General features: G+C 60.4%; 15 protein-coding genes. 7 read left to right on the forward strand and 8 right to left on the reverse strand.

Annotation, left to right across the window (positions count from 1 at the left end):
* The 4 genes from SOP95_RS30640 to SOP95_RS30655 all read left to right on the forward strand — a co-directional run.
* Positions 1-379: aldehyde dehydrogenase family protein (locus SOP95_RS30640; protein WP_323609404.1), on the forward strand; the 379-nt coding region annotated here is incomplete at its 5' end.
* A 225-nt stretch (positions 380-604) separates the two neighbouring features.
* Positions 605-2,089, forward strand: coding sequence for an APC family permease (locus SOP95_RS30645; RefSeq protein ID WP_323609406.1), 1,485 nt, complete (start codon positions 605-607; stop codon positions 2,087-2,089).
* Between the two features lie 203 nt (positions 2,090-2,292).
* A complete protein-coding gene (locus SOP95_RS30650; protein ID WP_274077220.1) occupies positions 2,293-2,541 on the forward strand; it encodes a CopG family ribbon-helix-helix protein in 249 nt (82 codons plus the stop codon).
* Positions 2,519-2,809 carry a type II toxin-antitoxin system RelE/ParE family toxin gene (locus SOP95_RS30655; RefSeq protein WP_323609409.1) on the forward strand — a complete coding sequence of 97 codons (291 nt, stop codon included), beginning with the start codon at positions 2,519-2,521 and terminating at the stop codon, positions 2,807-2,809. Before SOP95_RS30650 ends, SOP95_RS30655 begins: the two co-directional genes overlap by 23 nt.
* Before the next feature lie 53 nt (positions 2,810-2,862).
* Here SOP95_RS30655 and SOP95_RS30660 read toward each other — a convergent pair whose 3' ends face one another.
* Positions 2,863-3,048 carry a hypothetical protein gene (locus SOP95_RS30660; protein ID WP_274077222.1) on the reverse strand — a complete coding sequence of 62 codons (186 nt, stop codon included), beginning with the start codon at positions 3,046-3,048 and terminating at the stop codon, positions 2,863-2,865.
* A gap of 412 nt (positions 3,049-3,460) precedes the next feature.
* Here SOP95_RS30660 and SOP95_RS30665 point away from each other — a divergent pair, with 412 nt between their 5' ends.
* Complete coding sequence (locus SOP95_RS30665; RefSeq protein WP_323609410.1) at positions 3,461-5,086, forward strand: glucan biosynthesis protein D; 1,626 nt, start codon at positions 3,461-3,463, stop codon at positions 5,084-5,086.
* 102 nt (positions 5,087-5,188) lie between these two features.
* Here the strand turns inward: SOP95_RS30665 and SOP95_RS30670 are convergent, their stop codons facing one another.
* The 3 genes from SOP95_RS30670 to SOP95_RS30680 all read right to left on the reverse strand — a co-directional run bounded on the left by SOP95_RS30670 (position 5,189) and on the right by SOP95_RS30680 (position 8,860).
* The gene (locus SOP95_RS30670) at positions 5,189-6,295 is read right to left on the reverse strand and encodes an NADH:flavin oxidoreductase/NADH oxidase (RefSeq protein WP_274077224.1); all 1,107 of its coding nucleotides are present in this window, start codon (positions 6,293-6,295) and stop codon (positions 5,189-5,191) included.
* Between the two features lie 255 nt (positions 6,296-6,550).
* Positions 6,551-8,260 carry a single-stranded-DNA-specific exonuclease RecJ gene (recJ, locus tag SOP95_RS30675; RefSeq protein WP_323609412.1) on the reverse strand — a complete coding sequence of 570 codons (1,710 nt, stop codon included), beginning with the start codon at positions 8,258-8,260 and terminating at the stop codon, positions 6,551-6,553.
* 57 nt (positions 8,261-8,317) lie between these two features.
* Positions 8,318-8,860 (reverse strand): YaeQ family protein, encoded by a 543-nt coding sequence (locus tag SOP95_RS30680; protein ID WP_008057823.1) that lies wholly within the window; start codon positions 8,858-8,860, stop codon positions 8,318-8,320.
* A gap of 147 nt (positions 8,861-9,007) precedes the next feature.
* On the opposite strand from SOP95_RS30680, the gene SOP95_RS30685 reads away from it, so the two are divergent.
* Both SOP95_RS30685 and SOP95_RS30690 read left to right on the forward strand, forming a co-directional pair.
* Positions 9,008-10,207: a CaiB/BaiF CoA transferase family protein gene (locus SOP95_RS30685; RefSeq protein ID WP_323609415.1), complete on the forward strand. Its 1,200-nt coding sequence runs from the start codon at positions 9,008-9,010 to the stop codon at positions 10,205-10,207.
* Positions 10,161-11,129, forward strand: a complete 969-nt coding sequence (locus SOP95_RS30690) for a TIGR02285 family protein (RefSeq protein ID WP_323609416.1) — start codon at positions 10,161-10,163, stop codon at positions 11,127-11,129. Before SOP95_RS30685 ends, SOP95_RS30690 begins: the two co-directional genes overlap by 47 nt.
* A gap of 169 nt (positions 11,130-11,298) precedes the next feature.
* On the opposite strand, the gene SOP95_RS30695 is transcribed toward SOP95_RS30690, so the two are convergent.
* The 4 genes from SOP95_RS30695 to dsbC all read right to left on the reverse strand — a co-directional run bounded on the left by SOP95_RS30695 (position 11,299) and on the right by dsbC (position 15,537).
* Positions 11,299-11,586: a DUF3509 domain-containing protein gene (locus SOP95_RS30695; RefSeq protein ID WP_274077228.1), complete on the reverse strand. Its 288-nt coding sequence runs from the start codon at positions 11,584-11,586 to the stop codon at positions 11,299-11,301.
* A 267-nt stretch (positions 11,587-11,853) separates the two neighbouring features.
* Complete coding sequence (gene thrC, locus SOP95_RS30700; protein WP_323609417.1) at positions 11,854-13,263, reverse strand: threonine synthase; 1,410 nt, start codon at positions 13,261-13,263, stop codon at positions 11,854-11,856.
* 104 nt (positions 13,264-13,367) lie between these two features.
* On the reverse strand, positions 13,368-14,672 hold the full coding sequence (locus SOP95_RS30705) for a homoserine dehydrogenase (RefSeq protein ID WP_323609418.1): 1,305 nt from the start codon (positions 14,670-14,672) through the stop codon (positions 13,368-13,370).
* Positions 14,673-14,805: 133 nt separating this feature from the next.
* Positions 14,806-15,537, reverse strand: a complete 732-nt coding sequence (gene dsbC, locus SOP95_RS30710) for a bifunctional protein-disulfide isomerase/oxidoreductase DsbC (protein WP_008057812.1) — start codon at positions 15,535-15,537, stop codon at positions 14,806-14,808.
* Between the last annotated feature and the right edge of the window lie 215 nt (positions 15,538-15,752).

The following is a 15,752-nucleotide window of genomic DNA, read 5'->3' on the forward strand; positions in this document are numbered from 1 at the left end:
CGGTAAAGCGGTGGACGGCAATGGCTTCTTCTTCGAACCGACGGTGTTGGCCGATGCTCAGCAGGACGACGAAATCGTGCGGCGCGAAGTGTTCGGGCCGGTGGTGTCGGTGACCAGATTCACCGATGAGGCGCAGGTGCTGGGCTGGGCCAACGACTCGGACTACGGCCTGGCGTCATCGGTGTGGACCGCAGACGTCGGCCGTGCGCATCGCCTGTCGGCGCGCTTGCAGTACGGCTGCACCTGGGTAAACACGCATTTCATGCTGGTCAGCGAAATGCCCCACGGCGGGCAGAAGCTGTCCGGGTATGGCAAGGACATGTCGATGTATGGGCTGGAGGATTACACCGTTGTGCGGCATGTGATGTTCAAGCACTAAAACCATCGCCAGCAGGCTGGCTCCCACAATTTGGAATGCATTTCCCTGTGGGAGCCAGCCTGCTGGCGATTACGTCACCTCGGTTTCAAGGTCGAAACCGGCATTAGGCACCACCAGGTTTCAACGCTGGAAAAACAAAACAATAACCACCGACCCGGGCGGCGCCTCCAAGCCCCGTCACGGTCTCGGGCATCCGAAATCTGCCGATTTTCCGGAGAAACACACATGAGTGCATCACCCGATCTCTCGTCCGCCATCGCCGACAGCGACGCCGAGCAGCTGCGAAAACTGGGCTACACGTCCAACTTCAATCGCAGCATGAGCCTGTGGGAAAACTTCGCCCTGGGCTTCACCTATCTCTCTCCGGTCGTAGGGGTCTATACCCTCTTCGGCCTGTGCCTCGCCGCCGGCGGGCCGCCGATGTTCTGGGCCTACCTGCTGGTCGGGTGCGGCCAGTTGCTGGTGTGCCTGATCTTTGGTGAAGTGGTTTCGCAGTTCCCGATTTCCGGTGGCGTATACCCGTGGGCGCGTCGCCTGGTGGGCAAGCGCTGGGCGTGGATGGTCGGCTGGATCTACTCCATCGCCCTGTGCGTGACCATTGCCGCCGTAGCCGTCGGCGCCGGCCCGTACCTGGCCGCCATGCTCGGTTTTGAACCGAGCAACAACACCAACATCATCATTGCCCTGGTACTGACGCTGTTCGCCACCCTGGTCAACCTCAGCGGCACCAAGATGCTGGCGCGCATTGCCATGTTCGGCTTCCTCTGCGAACTGGTGGGTGCGGTGATCGTCGGTGTCTACCTGCTGGTCTTCGAACGCCATCAGTCGATCAGCGTGCTGTTCAACACCTTCGACATCAGCGTCAATGGCTCGTACCTGCCGGCCTTCCTCACTGCATCGCTGGCGGGGATGTTCCTGTACTACGGCTTCGAGGCCTGCGGCGACGTAGCCGAAGAAACCCCGAACCCGAGCAAGCAGATCCCGGTGGCCATGCGCATGACCATCTACATCGGCGGCGTGGCGGCGATGTTCGCCTGCCTGGCGCTGATCCTCGCCGTGCCGGACATGCAAGCGGTGATCGATGGCACCGACAAGGACCCGGTCGGCACCATCCTCAACAATGCCTTCGGCCCGGTCGGTTCGAAAATGGTGATGGGCGTGGTGATGATTTCCTTCATCTCCTGCGTCATCAGCCTGCAAGCGGCGGCGAGTCGCCTGCTGTATTCCTACGCCCGGGACGAAATGGTCATCGGCAGCCGACTGCTGAAGAAGATTTCCCCTACCACCCAGGTTCCGGTTGCGGCACTGTTCGTGTCCGGCGTCCTGCCGGCGCTGATCATCATTCTCGGCTTCTTCCTGCAGGACGCGGTCGCCACCATCGTCAGCTTCGCCGCCATCGGTATTTACCTGGCTTTCCAGATGATCGTGCTCGCAGCGCTGTACGCCCGCCTCAAAGGCTGGAAACCCAGCGGCAAATTCACCCTCGGCGCCTGGGGCTGGGCAGTGAACATCGGCGCGCTGGTCTATGGCGTCGGCGCGATCATCAACATGGCCTGGCCACGGACCCCGGACGCCGCGTGGTACATCAACTACGCCATGGTCCTGAGTACCGCCATCGTCATCGGCCTGGGGTTGCTCTACATGTGGATCGCCAAGCCGTATGACCACGGTAAGGCGCCTGCCGGGGATGCGTGGAAAGTCAGTCGCTAACGGAAGTTGCCCCGGTGCCAACAGGTACCGGGGATCATCGAGCCTGCAACAGGCAAGCATTTCGAAACAGTTCCTCGCTACCTGCGAATGTTTACCCGGCTAGAGTTTCCTCAACCACGCACGCGGTATCGGTTGACGATAGACGCAACAGAGCTTAGGGTGTTTACGTCGTTTACAGCGTATACACCTTTAGGAGAGCCACCATGGCCTCGCCCGTTTTGTCTTTTCGTGTCGAAGAACTTCTGGCCCAACAGCTGGATCAGCTGGCAGCGGCCACTGACCGCGACCGTCAGTACCACCTCAAGCGTGCACTGGTTCGATACGTGGAAGCCGAGTCCTGGCATCTGCAAGCCATCAGCGACGGCATAGCCGATGCCGATGCCGGAAAACTGACCGATCTGGACGCCGTGAAGGCTAAGTGGGCAAAACGTGCCGAGCGTAGTACTGACTGAGAAAGCCGAAAGCGACCTGAATGCCATCCATGAGCATTACCGAGATGTCGTAGGCGCGAGTAGTGCCATAGAAATCATTGCAACCATGCTGCAATCTTTTCGGCAGTTGGAGCAGTTTCCCGGTTCAGGCAGGCCTTCCGTCATGCCTGATGTCCGAGAGTTAGTGCTTGGCCGTTATCCCTTCATTGCCCCGTATCGATTTGCCAATGGCCAGATACAGGTGTTGAGAGTGCTGCATCAGCGCTCCGAACGCTCTGAGGATTGGTAGAGGGGAGAACATCCAGCCGCGGCAAAGTTGCCGCGACTGAAGGTTCTATTTCTTCAAAACCGCGAAACACTGCGCATCGCATCCACCAGATAACGCATCGCAATGCGGTCACTCTCCGACAACTCCCGATAGCGTTCCACCAACTTAATCTCCTCGCTATTGAGCCGACGTCTTCGCCGGCCAGTAGACAGGCACGCAAAGATTCCCAGGATTTCGGTGATGCCTTGTACTTTCGACATGGACGATGTCCTTCTCTACGTCAAAGAAAACTTCAGAAACCGCATCGCCCTACCCCTTTTCAGCGACCACCCTGTGCCCGCTGAAGCCACCGGCCCGAAGGGCAGAAACCGGTCATGTCCATAGAATAGGAATTATCCGGGCGCTGAAAAGCGGTTTTTAGAGTAATTAGTCAAAAAAAGCAGAAATGCCCTGTAAATCAGAAGTTACTGTCGGAAACGTTAACCGACATCTCTTGTTTCATTGCCGCGCCATCGTCACGCCATCAATCATTTTTTCTGCACAACCGAACGGTTTAAGCTATTCGTTATCTGTTTAAAGGCAGTTGCGTTTGGCCGAAGGCATGTCCGAACCGATATTCTTGATCCAGCAGTGCCAGGAACGGCGCGGGATCGTTCACGACAGGTTGTACTTATGCATCGCAGGAATTTGCTCAAAGCCTCCATGGCCATTGCGGCCTACACCGGTTTGTCGGCCACCGGCCTGCTCGCTGCCCAAGCCTGGGCAAGCAATGGCACGGCGGATGGCGAGGCTCAGGCGTTCGACTTCGAAGCGCTGAAGGCCCAGGCCAAGCAACTGGCCAGCAATCGCTACCAGGACACCAAGCAGGTGCTGCCGCCCACCCTGGCGACCATGACCCCGCAGAACTTCAACGCCATCCGCTATGACGGCAAGCATTCGTTGTGGAATGACCTCAATGGTCAGCTCGATGTGCAGTTTTTCCATGTCGGCATGGGTTTCCGCCAGCCGGTGCGCATGTACAGCGTCGATACCAAGACCCGCATGGCCCGCGAAGTGCATTTCCGCCCTTCGTTGTTCAACTATGAAAATACCTCGGTCGATACCCAACAGCTCAAGGGCGACCTGGGCTTTTCCGGGTTCAAGCTGTTCAAGGCGCCGGAACTGGACAAACACGACGTGGTGTCCTTCCTCGGCGCCAGCTATTTCCGCGCCGTAGACGCCAGCGGCCAGTACGGTTTGTCGGCCCGCGGCCTGGCCATCGACACCTATGCCAAGAAGCGCGAAGAATTCCCCGACTTCACCAAGTTCTGGTTCGAGACGCCAGGCAAGGACAGCACGCGCTTCGTGGTCTACGCCCTGCTCGATTCGCCGAGCGCCACCGGTGCCTACCGTTTTGACATCGATTGCCAGGCCGAGCGCGTGGTGATGGAGGTCGACGCCCATGTCAACGCGCGCACCGCCATCGAACAACTGGGCATCGCGCCGATGACCAGCATGTTCAGTTGCGGCACCCACGAGCGCCGCATGTGCGACACCATTCACCCGCAGATCCACGACTCAGATCGCCTGGCGATGTGGCGGGGCAACGGCGAGTGGATCTGCCGCCCGCTGAACAACCCGGCCACCCTGCAATTCAACGCCTTCACCGACAAGGACCCGAAAGGTTTCGGCCTGGTGCAGACCGATCACGAGTTCGCCAGCTATCAGGACACCGTTGACTGGTACAGCCGACGCCCGAGCCTGTGGGTCGAACCAACGACCGCGTGGGGTGAAGGCTCAATCGATCTGCTGGAAATTCCTACCACCGGCGAGACCCTCGATAACATCGTGGCCTTCTGGACCCCGAAAAAACCGGTCGCGGCCGGCGACTCGCTGAACTACGGCTACAAACTCTACTGGAGCGCCCTGCCGCCCGTCGGCACGCCGCTGGCACGGGTCAACGCGACCCGGTCGGGTATGGGCGGTTTCACCGAAGGTTGGGCACCGGGCGAGCATTATCCGGAAGTCTGGGCCCGCCGTTTTGCCGTGGACTTCAACGGAGGCGGTCTGGATCGTCTGCCGGCGGGGACCGGCATCGAACCGGTGGTCACCTGTTCCAACGGCGAGGTGAAGGAGTTCAACGTGCTGGTGCTCGATGACATCAAGGGCTATCGCATCACCTTTGACTGGTACCCGACCAACGACAGTGTCGAGCCGGTGGAGCTGCGCCTGTTCATCCGCACCAATGACCGGACGCTGAGTGAGACCTGGTTGTACCAGTACTTCCCGCCGGCACCGGACAAGCGCAAATATACTTGAGGAAAAGCAAAAGATCGCAGCCTTCGGCAGCTCCTACAGGGGATCGTATTCCTCTGTAGGAGCTGCCGCAGGCTGCGATCTTTTGATCTTGAAAATCCTCAATCAATCACGCAAATCCGACTCATGAATCGGTTGGTCGCGATGGGTCGCCCGGTGATACTGCGCTGGCCATATGGCCTTGCGCCCACCGAGGTCATCGTCGGCATGCAGCGCCCAATAGGGATCACGCAACAGCTCGCGAGCGAGGAAGATGATATCCGCCTGACAGGTGCGCAGAATATGCTCGGCCTGTGCGGGCTCGGTGATCATGCCTACAGTACCGGTGGCGATGCCCGACTCCTTGCGCACACGTTCGGCAAACCGGGTTTGATAACCCGGGCCTGTGGGGATTTCCGCGTTGACCGCCGTTCCGCCTGACGACACATCGATCAGGTCCACGCCGAGGTCTTTCAGGCGCCGCGCCAGCTCGACGGTTTCATCCGGGTTCCAGCCATCCTCCACCCAGTCGGTGGCCGACACCCGCACGAACAGCGGTAATTCTTCCGGCCAGACTGCCCGCACCGCTTCGGTCACTTGCAACACCAGCCGAATACGATTTTCGAAGGATCCGCCATACTGGTCACGCCGCTGATTACTCAGGGGCGACAGAAACTGGTGCAGCAGATAACCATGGGCCGCGTGCACTTCGACCACCTTGAAACCGGCGGTCAACGCGCGTTTCGCCGCGTCGACAAAGGCCTGGATGACGTCAGCGATCTCGCCTTCGTCGAGCTGCTTGGGTTGTGTGTGCTGCGGGTCAAAGGCGATCGGTGACGGGCCCACCGGCTGCCAGCCGCCCTCGTCGATTTTCACGCTGCCATGCTTGCCGAGCCAGGGTCGATAGGTACTGGCCTTGCGGCCGGCATGGGCCAGCTGGATGCCGGCGACAGCGCCCTGAGCGGCGATGAAGCGAGTGATGCGTTGCAGGGGTTCGATCTGTTCATCGTTCCATAGACCAAGATCCTGGTCGGTGATGCGCCCGTCGGCGGTAACCGCCGTGGCTTCGGTAAATACCAGGCCCGCGCCGCCGACCGCGCGGCTGCCGAGATGGACCAGGTGCCAGTCATTGGCCAGGCCGTCGACACTCGAATACTGGCACATCGGCGATACCGCGATGCGGTTGAGCAGGGTCAATTGACGAAGGGTGTAGGGTTCAAGCAGCAGACTCATGGGGCACCTCTCAAATCAGTGGTCAGGCTCCAGGGTTCTGTTTGAATAGTCGACGAGTGACAGGAAAAGGATGCAGCACCCGCCCCCGCGGGCAAAAAAATTGACAAGACGTCACAAGGATAATCAAGCAGTGCTTAGAGCCTAGTCGACATCGGGGGATGAGGGAGGATTCAGAGAGATTCGGTGTCGCAAAGATTGCCATCGCGAGCAAGCTCGCTCCCACAGGGTTCGCTCAAATCCTGTGGGAACGAGGGGTCAACGCGGTTCGATGTGGGCAATCATCAGTTGAACGGTCTCATTGCCGCGGAACTCGTTGACGTCGAGCTTGTAAGCCAATTCCACCCACTTGATGGTCGGATTCGGCCACACCTCACGATCGATCCCGAATGCAATGCCGTCAAGCTTGACCGAACCGCACTCGCTGCGAAGCACCACCTTGAGGTGCCTTTCACCGACGACACGCTGCTCGACCAACTGAAACACCCCATGAAACAGCGGCTCCGGGAAGTGTTGCCCCCAAGGGCCGGCATGGCGCAAGGCGCGGGCCAGTTCCAGGTGAAACTCCTCGATCGCCAGGGTGCCGTCCGACAACAGGCGCCCGGTCAGGTCTTCGTCGCGCAATTGACGACGAACCTCGGCATCGAAGGCCTCGGCGAACAGCGGAAAATTCGCCTCCGGCAGCGTCAGGCCAGCGGCCATGGCGTGGCCACCGTATTTGGTGATCAGGTTCGGATGCTGAGCCGCCACCACGCTCAGGGCGTCGCGGATATGAAAGCCCTGGACCGAACGCCCGGAGCCCTTGAGCAAGCCGTCGCCGGCATCGGCAAAGGCGATGGTCGGGCGGAAATAACGCTCTTTCATGCGCGACGCGAGGATACCGATGACACCCTGGTGCCACTCCGGATCGAACAGGCACAAGCCAAACGGCATCGATTCCACCGGCAGATCCTTGAGCTGGGCCAGCGCTTCACGCTGCATGCCCTGCTCGATGGATTTACGGTCCTGGTTCATCCCGTCCAGCTGCGCCGCCATCTCACGGGCCAGCGCCGCGTCGTCGGTCAGCAGGCATTCGATGCCCAGGCTCATGTCATCCAGTCGTCCGGCGGCGTTGAGGCGCGGGCCGACGATAAACCCCAGGTCGGTGGAGGTGATGCGCGCATGATCACGCTTGGCCACTTCGAGAATTGCCTTGATCCCCGGTCGGGCACGTCCGGCGCGAATCCGTTCGAGGCCCTGATGCACCAGGATCCGGTTGTTGGCATCCAGCGGCACCACGTCGGCCACGCTGCCCAGCGCCACCAGGTCGAGCAACTCGCCGATGTTCGGCTGCGGCTTGCTGGTGTACCAGCCGAGCTCGCGCAAACGCGCGCGCAAGGCCATCAGCACATAGAAGATCACCCCGACTCCGGCCAGCGCCTTGCTCGGGAAGGTGCAACCGGGCTGGTTCGGATTGACGATGGCATCGGCCAGCGGCAGTTCATCGCCGGGCAAGTGGTGATCGGTGACCAGCACGTTGAGCCCGGCCTTTTTCGCCGCCGCCACGCCTTCGACACTGGAAATGCCGTTGTCCACGGTAATCAGCAACTGAGGCTCGCGCTCCAGCGCCACCGCGACGATTTCCGGGGTCAGGCCGTAGCCGTAGTCGAACCGGTTGGGCACCAGATAGTCGACGTGCGCCGCACCCAACAGGCGCAAGCCCAGGGTGCCCACGGTACTGGCTGTCGCGCCATCGGCATCGAAGTCGCCCACGATCAGGATCCGCTGACGCTGTTCAAGCGCGGTCACCAGCAAGTCCACCGCCGCCTCGATCCCCTTGAGCTGCTGGAACGGAATCAGCCGCGCCAGGCTTTTGTCCAGTTCGGCTTCGGATAACACGCCCCGCGCGGCGTACAGCCGGGTCAGCAGCGGCGGGATATCACCGAGAAATGGCAGGGTGTCGGGCAGCAGGCGAGGTTCGATGCGCATGGGGTGACAGGGGCTTCTCTTCAATACGTAGGATAAAACCGGTGAGGCCGCGACTGATCAGCCGCGTTCGCCCAACAGCCACTGCAACTGGACTTCATGCTGACCGCGGTCGTCGGTAACGAAAATCGTCCCTTCGCTGATCATCACGTCCCACTTGATGACGCGGGGCATGTCCTTGGCCAGGGTTTCCAGGACTTCCTGGGGAACCGCCGCGATGTTGACGTTTTTCAGGTTCTTGATCGCCGGGATCACTTTGCCTTCCCAGACCCGCAGGCTGCCGTAGGCCAGCAGGCTGGTGCGTTCGGTGCGGCGCGAGCACCAGGTCAGGCGATCGGCGTCCGGCTGGCCGACTTCGATCCAGTGCAGGACACGGTCATCCAGGCTCTTTTCCCACAGGGCCGGTTCATCCACGTCTGACAGACCACGGCCGAACGACAGCTGCTCGTTGTACCAGAGGGCGTAGGCCAACAGGCGCACGGTCATGCGCTCTTCGGTTTCCGAAGGGTGGCGGGCGATGGTCTGCTTGACGGACTCGTAGACGCTGCGATCGAGGTCGGTGAGGTTCAGTTCAAACTTGTAGGTCGTGGACGGCTGGGCCATGAACGGGCTTCTTGATACGGGGAAAGGCGGCAAGTCTAACCGATGCAGCCGCCAATCAACGAATAGAAGCAGATCTCCCTTGGGCGCCTGACAGTCGGCTATGTTAAAACTCTGTACTCGCTCAATCTTTGTCCTACAGGAACCCGCATGCCGTCTTCTGCCAAACCGCTCTCAGGTCTGAAAGTCATCGAACTGGGTACCTTGATCGCCGGCCCGTTTGCCTCGCGCATCTGCGCTGAATTCGGTGCCGATGTGGTCAAGGTCGAATCGCCGGACGGCGGCGATCCATTGCGCAAATGGCGCAAGTTGTACGAGGGCACCTCGCTGTGGTGGTTCGTCCAGGCACGCAATAAAAAATCGCTGACACTGAACCTCAAGCACCCGGACGGCCTGGCGATCCTGAAAAAACTGCTCAGCGAAGCGGACATCCTGATCGAAAACTTCCGCCCCGGCGTGCTGGAAAAGCTTGGACTGGGCTGGGATGTGCTGCATGCGCTGAACCCCAAGCTGGTCATGGTGCGCCTCTCGGGTTTCGGCCAGACCGGCCCGATGAAGGACCAACCCGGGTTTGGCGCGGTCGGCGAATCCATGGGCGGCCTGCGCTACATCACCGGGTTCGAGGACCGGCCGCCAGTACGCACCGGGATTTCCATCGGTGACTCGATTGCTGCGCTGTGGGGCGTGATCGGAGCCCTGATGGCCCTGCGTCATCGCGAGGTCAATGGCGGTGCGGGGCAAGTGGTGGACGTGGCGCTCTACGAGGCGATCTTCGCCATGATGGAAAGCATGGTGCCGGAGTTCGACGTGTTCGGCTTCATTCGCGAACGCACCGGCAACATCATGCCGGGCATCACACCCTCCTCGATCCACACCAGTGCCGATGGCAAACATGTACAGATCGGCGCCAATGGCGACGCGATCTTCAAGCGTTTCATGCAGGTCTTAGGCCGCGAAGACCTGGCCAACGACCCGCAGTTGGCCAGTAACGACGGCCGCGACAGCCGTCGCGACGAAATCTACGGGGTGATCGATCGCTGGGTCAATTCGTTGCCCCTGGACAGCGTCATCGAGCTGTTGAACCAGGCCGATGTACCGGCCAGCCGAATCTTCAGCGCCGAAGACATGTTCAGCGATCCACAGTACCTCGCCCGGGAAATGTTCCTGCAGGCCAAGCTACCCGATGGCAAGGACTTCAAGATGCCGGGGATCGTGCCGAAACTCTCAGAGACACCCGGTGATTGTGAATGGGTCGGGCCACAACTGGGCGAGCACAATACCCAGGTACTCCAGGAACTTGGCTATGACGCGTCGCAGATTGCACAGCTGCGCAAAGACGGAGCCATCTGAGCTCAAGCGTCTGTTTGCGCGACTCATCAAACCCTGCCTGTTGCTGGATGGCCGGCGCTTGGGCGCGTTGGCGAGCCTGTTGCTGATCATCACCCTGGCCGCGCCGGTATCGGCGCAGGCCAAGGATTCCCTGGTCTGGCTGAAACGCGATCTACCACCGCTGTTCATTTTCGACGGCCCGCAAAAAGGCCAGGGGGTCATCGACCAACTGCTCCGCCAACTGATCGCCAGCATGCCGCAGTACCAGCACAGTGTGCTGAAGGTCAATCGAGCCCGTGGCTTGCAGATGCTCCACGAACCGGCCCTCACCTGCGATGCGGCGCTGAATTGGAGCAAGGAGCGCGAAAGCTGGATCGCCTTTTCCCTCCCGGTTTTTCGCGCCATGAGCAATGGCCTGGCCATACGGCGTAATGATCGGGAAGTACTGACGCCGTTCCTCAAGGATGGCGAGGTGGACTTGGCGGCTCTATTGGCCACCGGCAGCGTGACGCTGGGCATTGTTGCCGAACGCAACTACGGCGACTTTCTCGACACCTTGCTCAAGCAGGCGCCGGGCAAGGTGCTGACCTCGCACTACGGCAACGACGCCTTGGGCAGCCTGTTGCAGATGCAACGCCTGGGTCGCCTGCAATTGCTCTTGGGCTATCGCCCGGAAATTCGTTATCAGGCGCAGCAACAAGGCATCGCTGAAGATGAACTGGAGTTCTTCCCGATTCGTGGCACCGGCAAGTACCTGTCCGGCTACATAGGCTGCACCAACACGCCCCAGGGCCGCCAGGCGATCGTCGAGATCAACCAGCTGCTGCGTGCCCTGCCCCGGGATCACTTGAGCGAGGCGTACGCCGGTTGGCTCGACCCGCAAAGTCGCAGCGACTACCTGCAAGCGGCCAAGGATTTTTTCGAGCACCAGAGCGGCTACTGACAATTTCCGGGCAAAAAGAAACCCCGAGAAGTGGGGAGACGACTCGGGGTTAAACGTGGTCTTTTCAAGGACCCGTAACGGCAAGCGGCAAGCACCGGAGCACAATGCTTGATCTTGCTGTTACTAGGTCTGACGATGGGGATGCAGGAAGGTTCCCACATCCGACAATTCAATTTCGGCTGGCCAGCAGCTTGTCCTGTGCCGCATTGCGCAACGCCGCGATCACACAGGGTTCCAGGCGTCCTTCAGCAATCAGCACGTCGCGGTGCAAGCCGTCGACCACATCCGTCAGCTGGCGCTTGTCACTCAACTGTGCCTGGTTGAACGCCCGATCGACCACTATGGCGCCGATTGCGTTCTTCAATGTCACCCGGCATTCACCGTGAATGCCCGACGGGGTCAACGTCACCTGGTACGGGCTCAGAGCCTCACCGAGCAAGAGACTGATACTTTCCATCCGATCACCACTCAATAGTCCGAAAACAAAGTGCCTGGGGGCGTGTGTACAGTAAATGACCGCTGGCCCGGGTAGAAAGTTCTGAAGACCGAGTGCAGGTGAACCTGCGCCTCTGGTCGATAGAGCATGCACGCTGAAGATGACAGAGAAAAAACAACAGCGTCAAGCCTGCCCCGTATTCATCCGCGAGGACTGCCGGCAATTTGGAATGCACCAACAGAAAAGCCCGTCAGGAGACGGGCTTTCTTGTGTGACAAGGTTTGCCTGTTACAAAGGCTTACCGCGGTTGCCATGCTGGCTGACAAAGGCCTGCACGGCCTTGAGGTCATTCGGCAATACGGTGCAACGCTCGTCTCTTTCGAACAGATCAGAAAGATGCACAGGAAGCTCAAGGGCTTTTCCTACGCCAGCTTTCAACACGGCGTCCGGGAACTTGACCGGATGGGCCGTGCCCAGGATCACCATCGGGATATCCAGGCTGCGACGGCATTCCCGTGCGGCCTTGACGCCGATCGCGGTGTGCGGGTCCAGTACTTCGCCGGTCTGCTCGAAGACCTCGGCGATGGTTTCGCAGGTTTGCGCATCGTCCACGGCCAGCGAGTCGAACAGCTTGCGCGCCTCAGTCCAGCGCTCCTGCTCGACGCTGAAACCGCCGCCCTGCTTGAAGCTGTCCATCAGCCCGGCAATCGCCGCGCCGTTGCGACCGTGCAGGTCAAACAGCAGGCGCTCGAAGTTCGAGGACACCATGATGTCCATCGACGGCGACAGGGTCGCGTGCAGGGTTTCCTTGACGTACTGGTTGCCGCTCATGAAGCGGTGCAGGATGTCATTGCGGTTGGTGGCGACGATCAACTGGTTGATCGGCAGGCCCATGTTGCGTGCCAGGTAACCGGCGAAGATGTCGCCGAAGTTACCGGTTGGCACCGAGAACGCCACCGAACGCGCCGGACCGCCCACCTGCAGGGCCGCGTGGAAGTAGTAGACGATCTGGGCCATGATCCGCGCCCAGTTGATCGAGTTCACCGCCACCAGGCGAGTGCCCTTGAGGAAGCCCTGGTCGGCGAAGCTCGCCTTGACCATTTCCTGGCAGTCATCGAAGTTGCCTTCGATGGCGATGTTGTGGATGTTCTCACCGAAAATGGTGGTCATCTGCCGACGCTGCACTTCGGATACACGGTTGTGCGGGTGCAGGATGAAGATGTCGACGTTTTCGCAGTGCTTGCAGCCTTCAATCGCAGCCGAGCCGGTATCGCCGGAAGTGGCGCCGACGATCACCACGCGCTCGCCGCGCTTTTCCAGCACGTAGTCGAGCAGGCGACCGAGCAGTTGCAGGGCGAAGTCCTTGAACGCCAGGGTCGGGCCGTGGAACAGTTCCAGCACCCACTCATTGCCGTTCAACTGGCGCAGCGGGGCTACGGCGTTGTGGGCAAACACGCCGTAAGTTTCTTCGAGAATCTTTTTGAAATCGGCATCCGGGATGCTGCCGGTCACGAACGGGCGCATCACCCGGAAGGCCAGCTCGTGATATGGCAGGCCGGCCCAGGAAGCGATTTCTTCCTGGGTGAAACGTGGCAGGTTTTCCGGGACGTACAGACCGCCGTCGGTGGCAAGGCCTGCCAGCAGGACGTCTTCGAAATTCAGGGCCGGTGCCTGGCCGCGGGTACTGATGTAGCGCATAGGGGCAAACCTTCGGTTTGGGCTTCAAGCTGCAAGCTTCAAGCTGCAAGTAAAAGCAGAGCCGCTTTTCACTTGTAGCTTGCCGCTTGCCGCTTGCCGCTGTGTTAATTCAAATGTTCGACGCGAATCCGGACTACCGGGCCAACCACGCCCTGCAGAGCTTCCAGTGCCTGAATGGCATCGTTGATGCGCTGCTCCACCACACGGTGGGTCAGCAGGATCATCGGTACCAGGCCGTCGTGCTCCTCGGCTTCCTTCTGCATGATCGACTCGATGTTGATGCCACGCTCGGACAGGATGCTGGCCACCTGGGCCAGAACGCCCGGATGGTCCTTGGCCTGGATCCGCAGGTAGTACGCGCTTTCGCAGGCGTCGATCGGCAGGATCGGGTGCGCCGACAGCGAATCCGGCTGGAAGGCCAGGTGCGGTACGCGGTTTTCCGGGTCCGAGGTCATGGCGCGAACCACGTCCACCAGGTCGGCGATCACCGACGAAGCGGTCGGCTCCATGCCGGCGCCGGCACCGTAGAACAGCGTCGAACCGGCGGCGTCGCCGTTGACCATCACCGCGTTCATCACGCCGTTGACGTTGGCGATCAGGCGATCGGCCGGGATCAGCGTCGGGTGCACGCGCAACTCGATACCCGCCGCGGTGCTGCGCGCCACGCCCAGGTGCTTGATGCGATAACCCAGCGCTTCGGCGTAGTTCACGTCGGCGGTGGTCAGCTTGGTGATGCCTTCGGTGTAGGCCTTGTCGAACTGCAGCGGAATGCCGAATGCGATGGACGCCAGGATCGTCAGCTTGTGCGCCGCATCGATGCCTTCAACGTCAAAGGTCGGGTCGGCTTCGGCATAGCCCAGGGCTTGCGCTTCGGCCAACACGTCTTCGAAGGTCCGGCCTTTCTCGCGCATCTCGGTGAGAATGAAGTTGCCGGTGCCGTTGATGATGCCGGCCACCCAGTTGATACGGTTGGCGGACAGGCCTTCACGGATCGCCTTGATCACCGGAATGCCACCGGCCACGGCCGCTTCGAACGCGACGATCACGCCCTTTTCGCGTGCCTTGGCGAAAATTTCATTACCGTGAACGGCGATAAGCGCCTTGTTCGCGGTGACCACATGCTTGCCATTCTCGATGGCCTTGAGTACCAGCTCGCGGGCAACGGTGTAGCCGCCCATCAGCTCTATGACGATGTCGATCTCAGGGTTCGTGGCCACTTCGAAGACATCGGTGGTAATCGCAATACCGGTCGTTTGGAACTGAGGCTTTGGCGTGCGCATGGCAATTTGTGCCACTTCGATTCCACGCCCGGCACGACGAGCAATTTCCTCGGCGTTGCGCTGAAGTACGTTGAAGGTACCGCCACCGACGGTCCCTAACCCACAGATGCCTACTTTGACCGGTTTCACTGTGAACTCCCCATAAAACGGCCGACTCGAGGCCGGCCGTGAAAACAGCCGCAAACTCGCGGCTCTCTATTGATGGCCCGGCTGGAACTGCCGCCGGGCCACGCTCGTCAACGGCTGACCGTGACGATACGAATTACTTGGCACTGAGCGCCAGTTTGGCGACTTGTGGCGCCGGCTGGTAGCCCGGAATGACCTGGCCGTCGGCCAAAACGATGGCCGGCGTGCCGTTCACGCCAATCGACTGGCCGAGGGCGAATTGCTTGGATACCGGGTTATCGCACTTGGCGGCCTTGATTTCCTTGCCGTCGACCATCTTGTCCATGGCCGCTTTCTTGTCTTTCGAGCACCAGACCGCCTGCAGTTGCTCGTCACCCGGCGAACCCAGGCCCTGGCGTGGGAACGCCACGTAACGCACTTCGATGCCGCGCTTGTTCAGCTCCGGCACTTCGGCGTGCAGTTTGTGGCAGTACGGGCAAGTGGTGTCGGTGAACACGGTGATGTGCGACTTGGTTTCGCCAATGGCCGGGTACACCACGGTTTCCGCGACGGGGATGGCGTTGACCAGCTTGGAAACGCCCAGGCGCTCGGTCTTCTCGGTCAGGTTGACCGGCTTGCCGTCCTTGAGCTGGAACATGTAGCCCTGGACCACGTACTGGCCGTCGGCGCTGGCATAGAGTACGCGGCTGCCTTGCAGCTTGACTTCGTACAGGCCTGGCAGAGGGCTGGCGGAAATGCTTTCTACCGGTACTTCGAGCTGGAGGTTTTCCAGGCTTTTACGAATGGCTTTATCGGCCGCGTCATCGGCGACAGCAAAGGTGCTGACCAACGCGATGGCGGCGGCGGCGAAAATCTGGGTCAAACGCATGAGAACTCCTGAAGGCGGACAAATGAGACGCTCAGAACGCCAGTGCCGAAACACCGGGTCATAAACGCCCATCGTGCAAACTGGCAAAGCCTACCACATAAGGTTCGTGTGGCCGAATGCACCTGATACAAGACATCACACCCCCCCTGTAGGAGCTGCCGCAGGCTGCGATCTTTTGACTTTGATCTTTAAGATCAAAAGATCGCAGCCTGCGG

Source organism: Pseudomonas sp. YuFO8 (assembly GCF_035065025.1).
In the GTDB taxonomy this organism is placed as follows: Bacteria; Pseudomonadota; Gammaproteobacteria; order Pseudomonadales; family Pseudomonadaceae; genus Aquipseudomonas; species Aquipseudomonas putida_AE.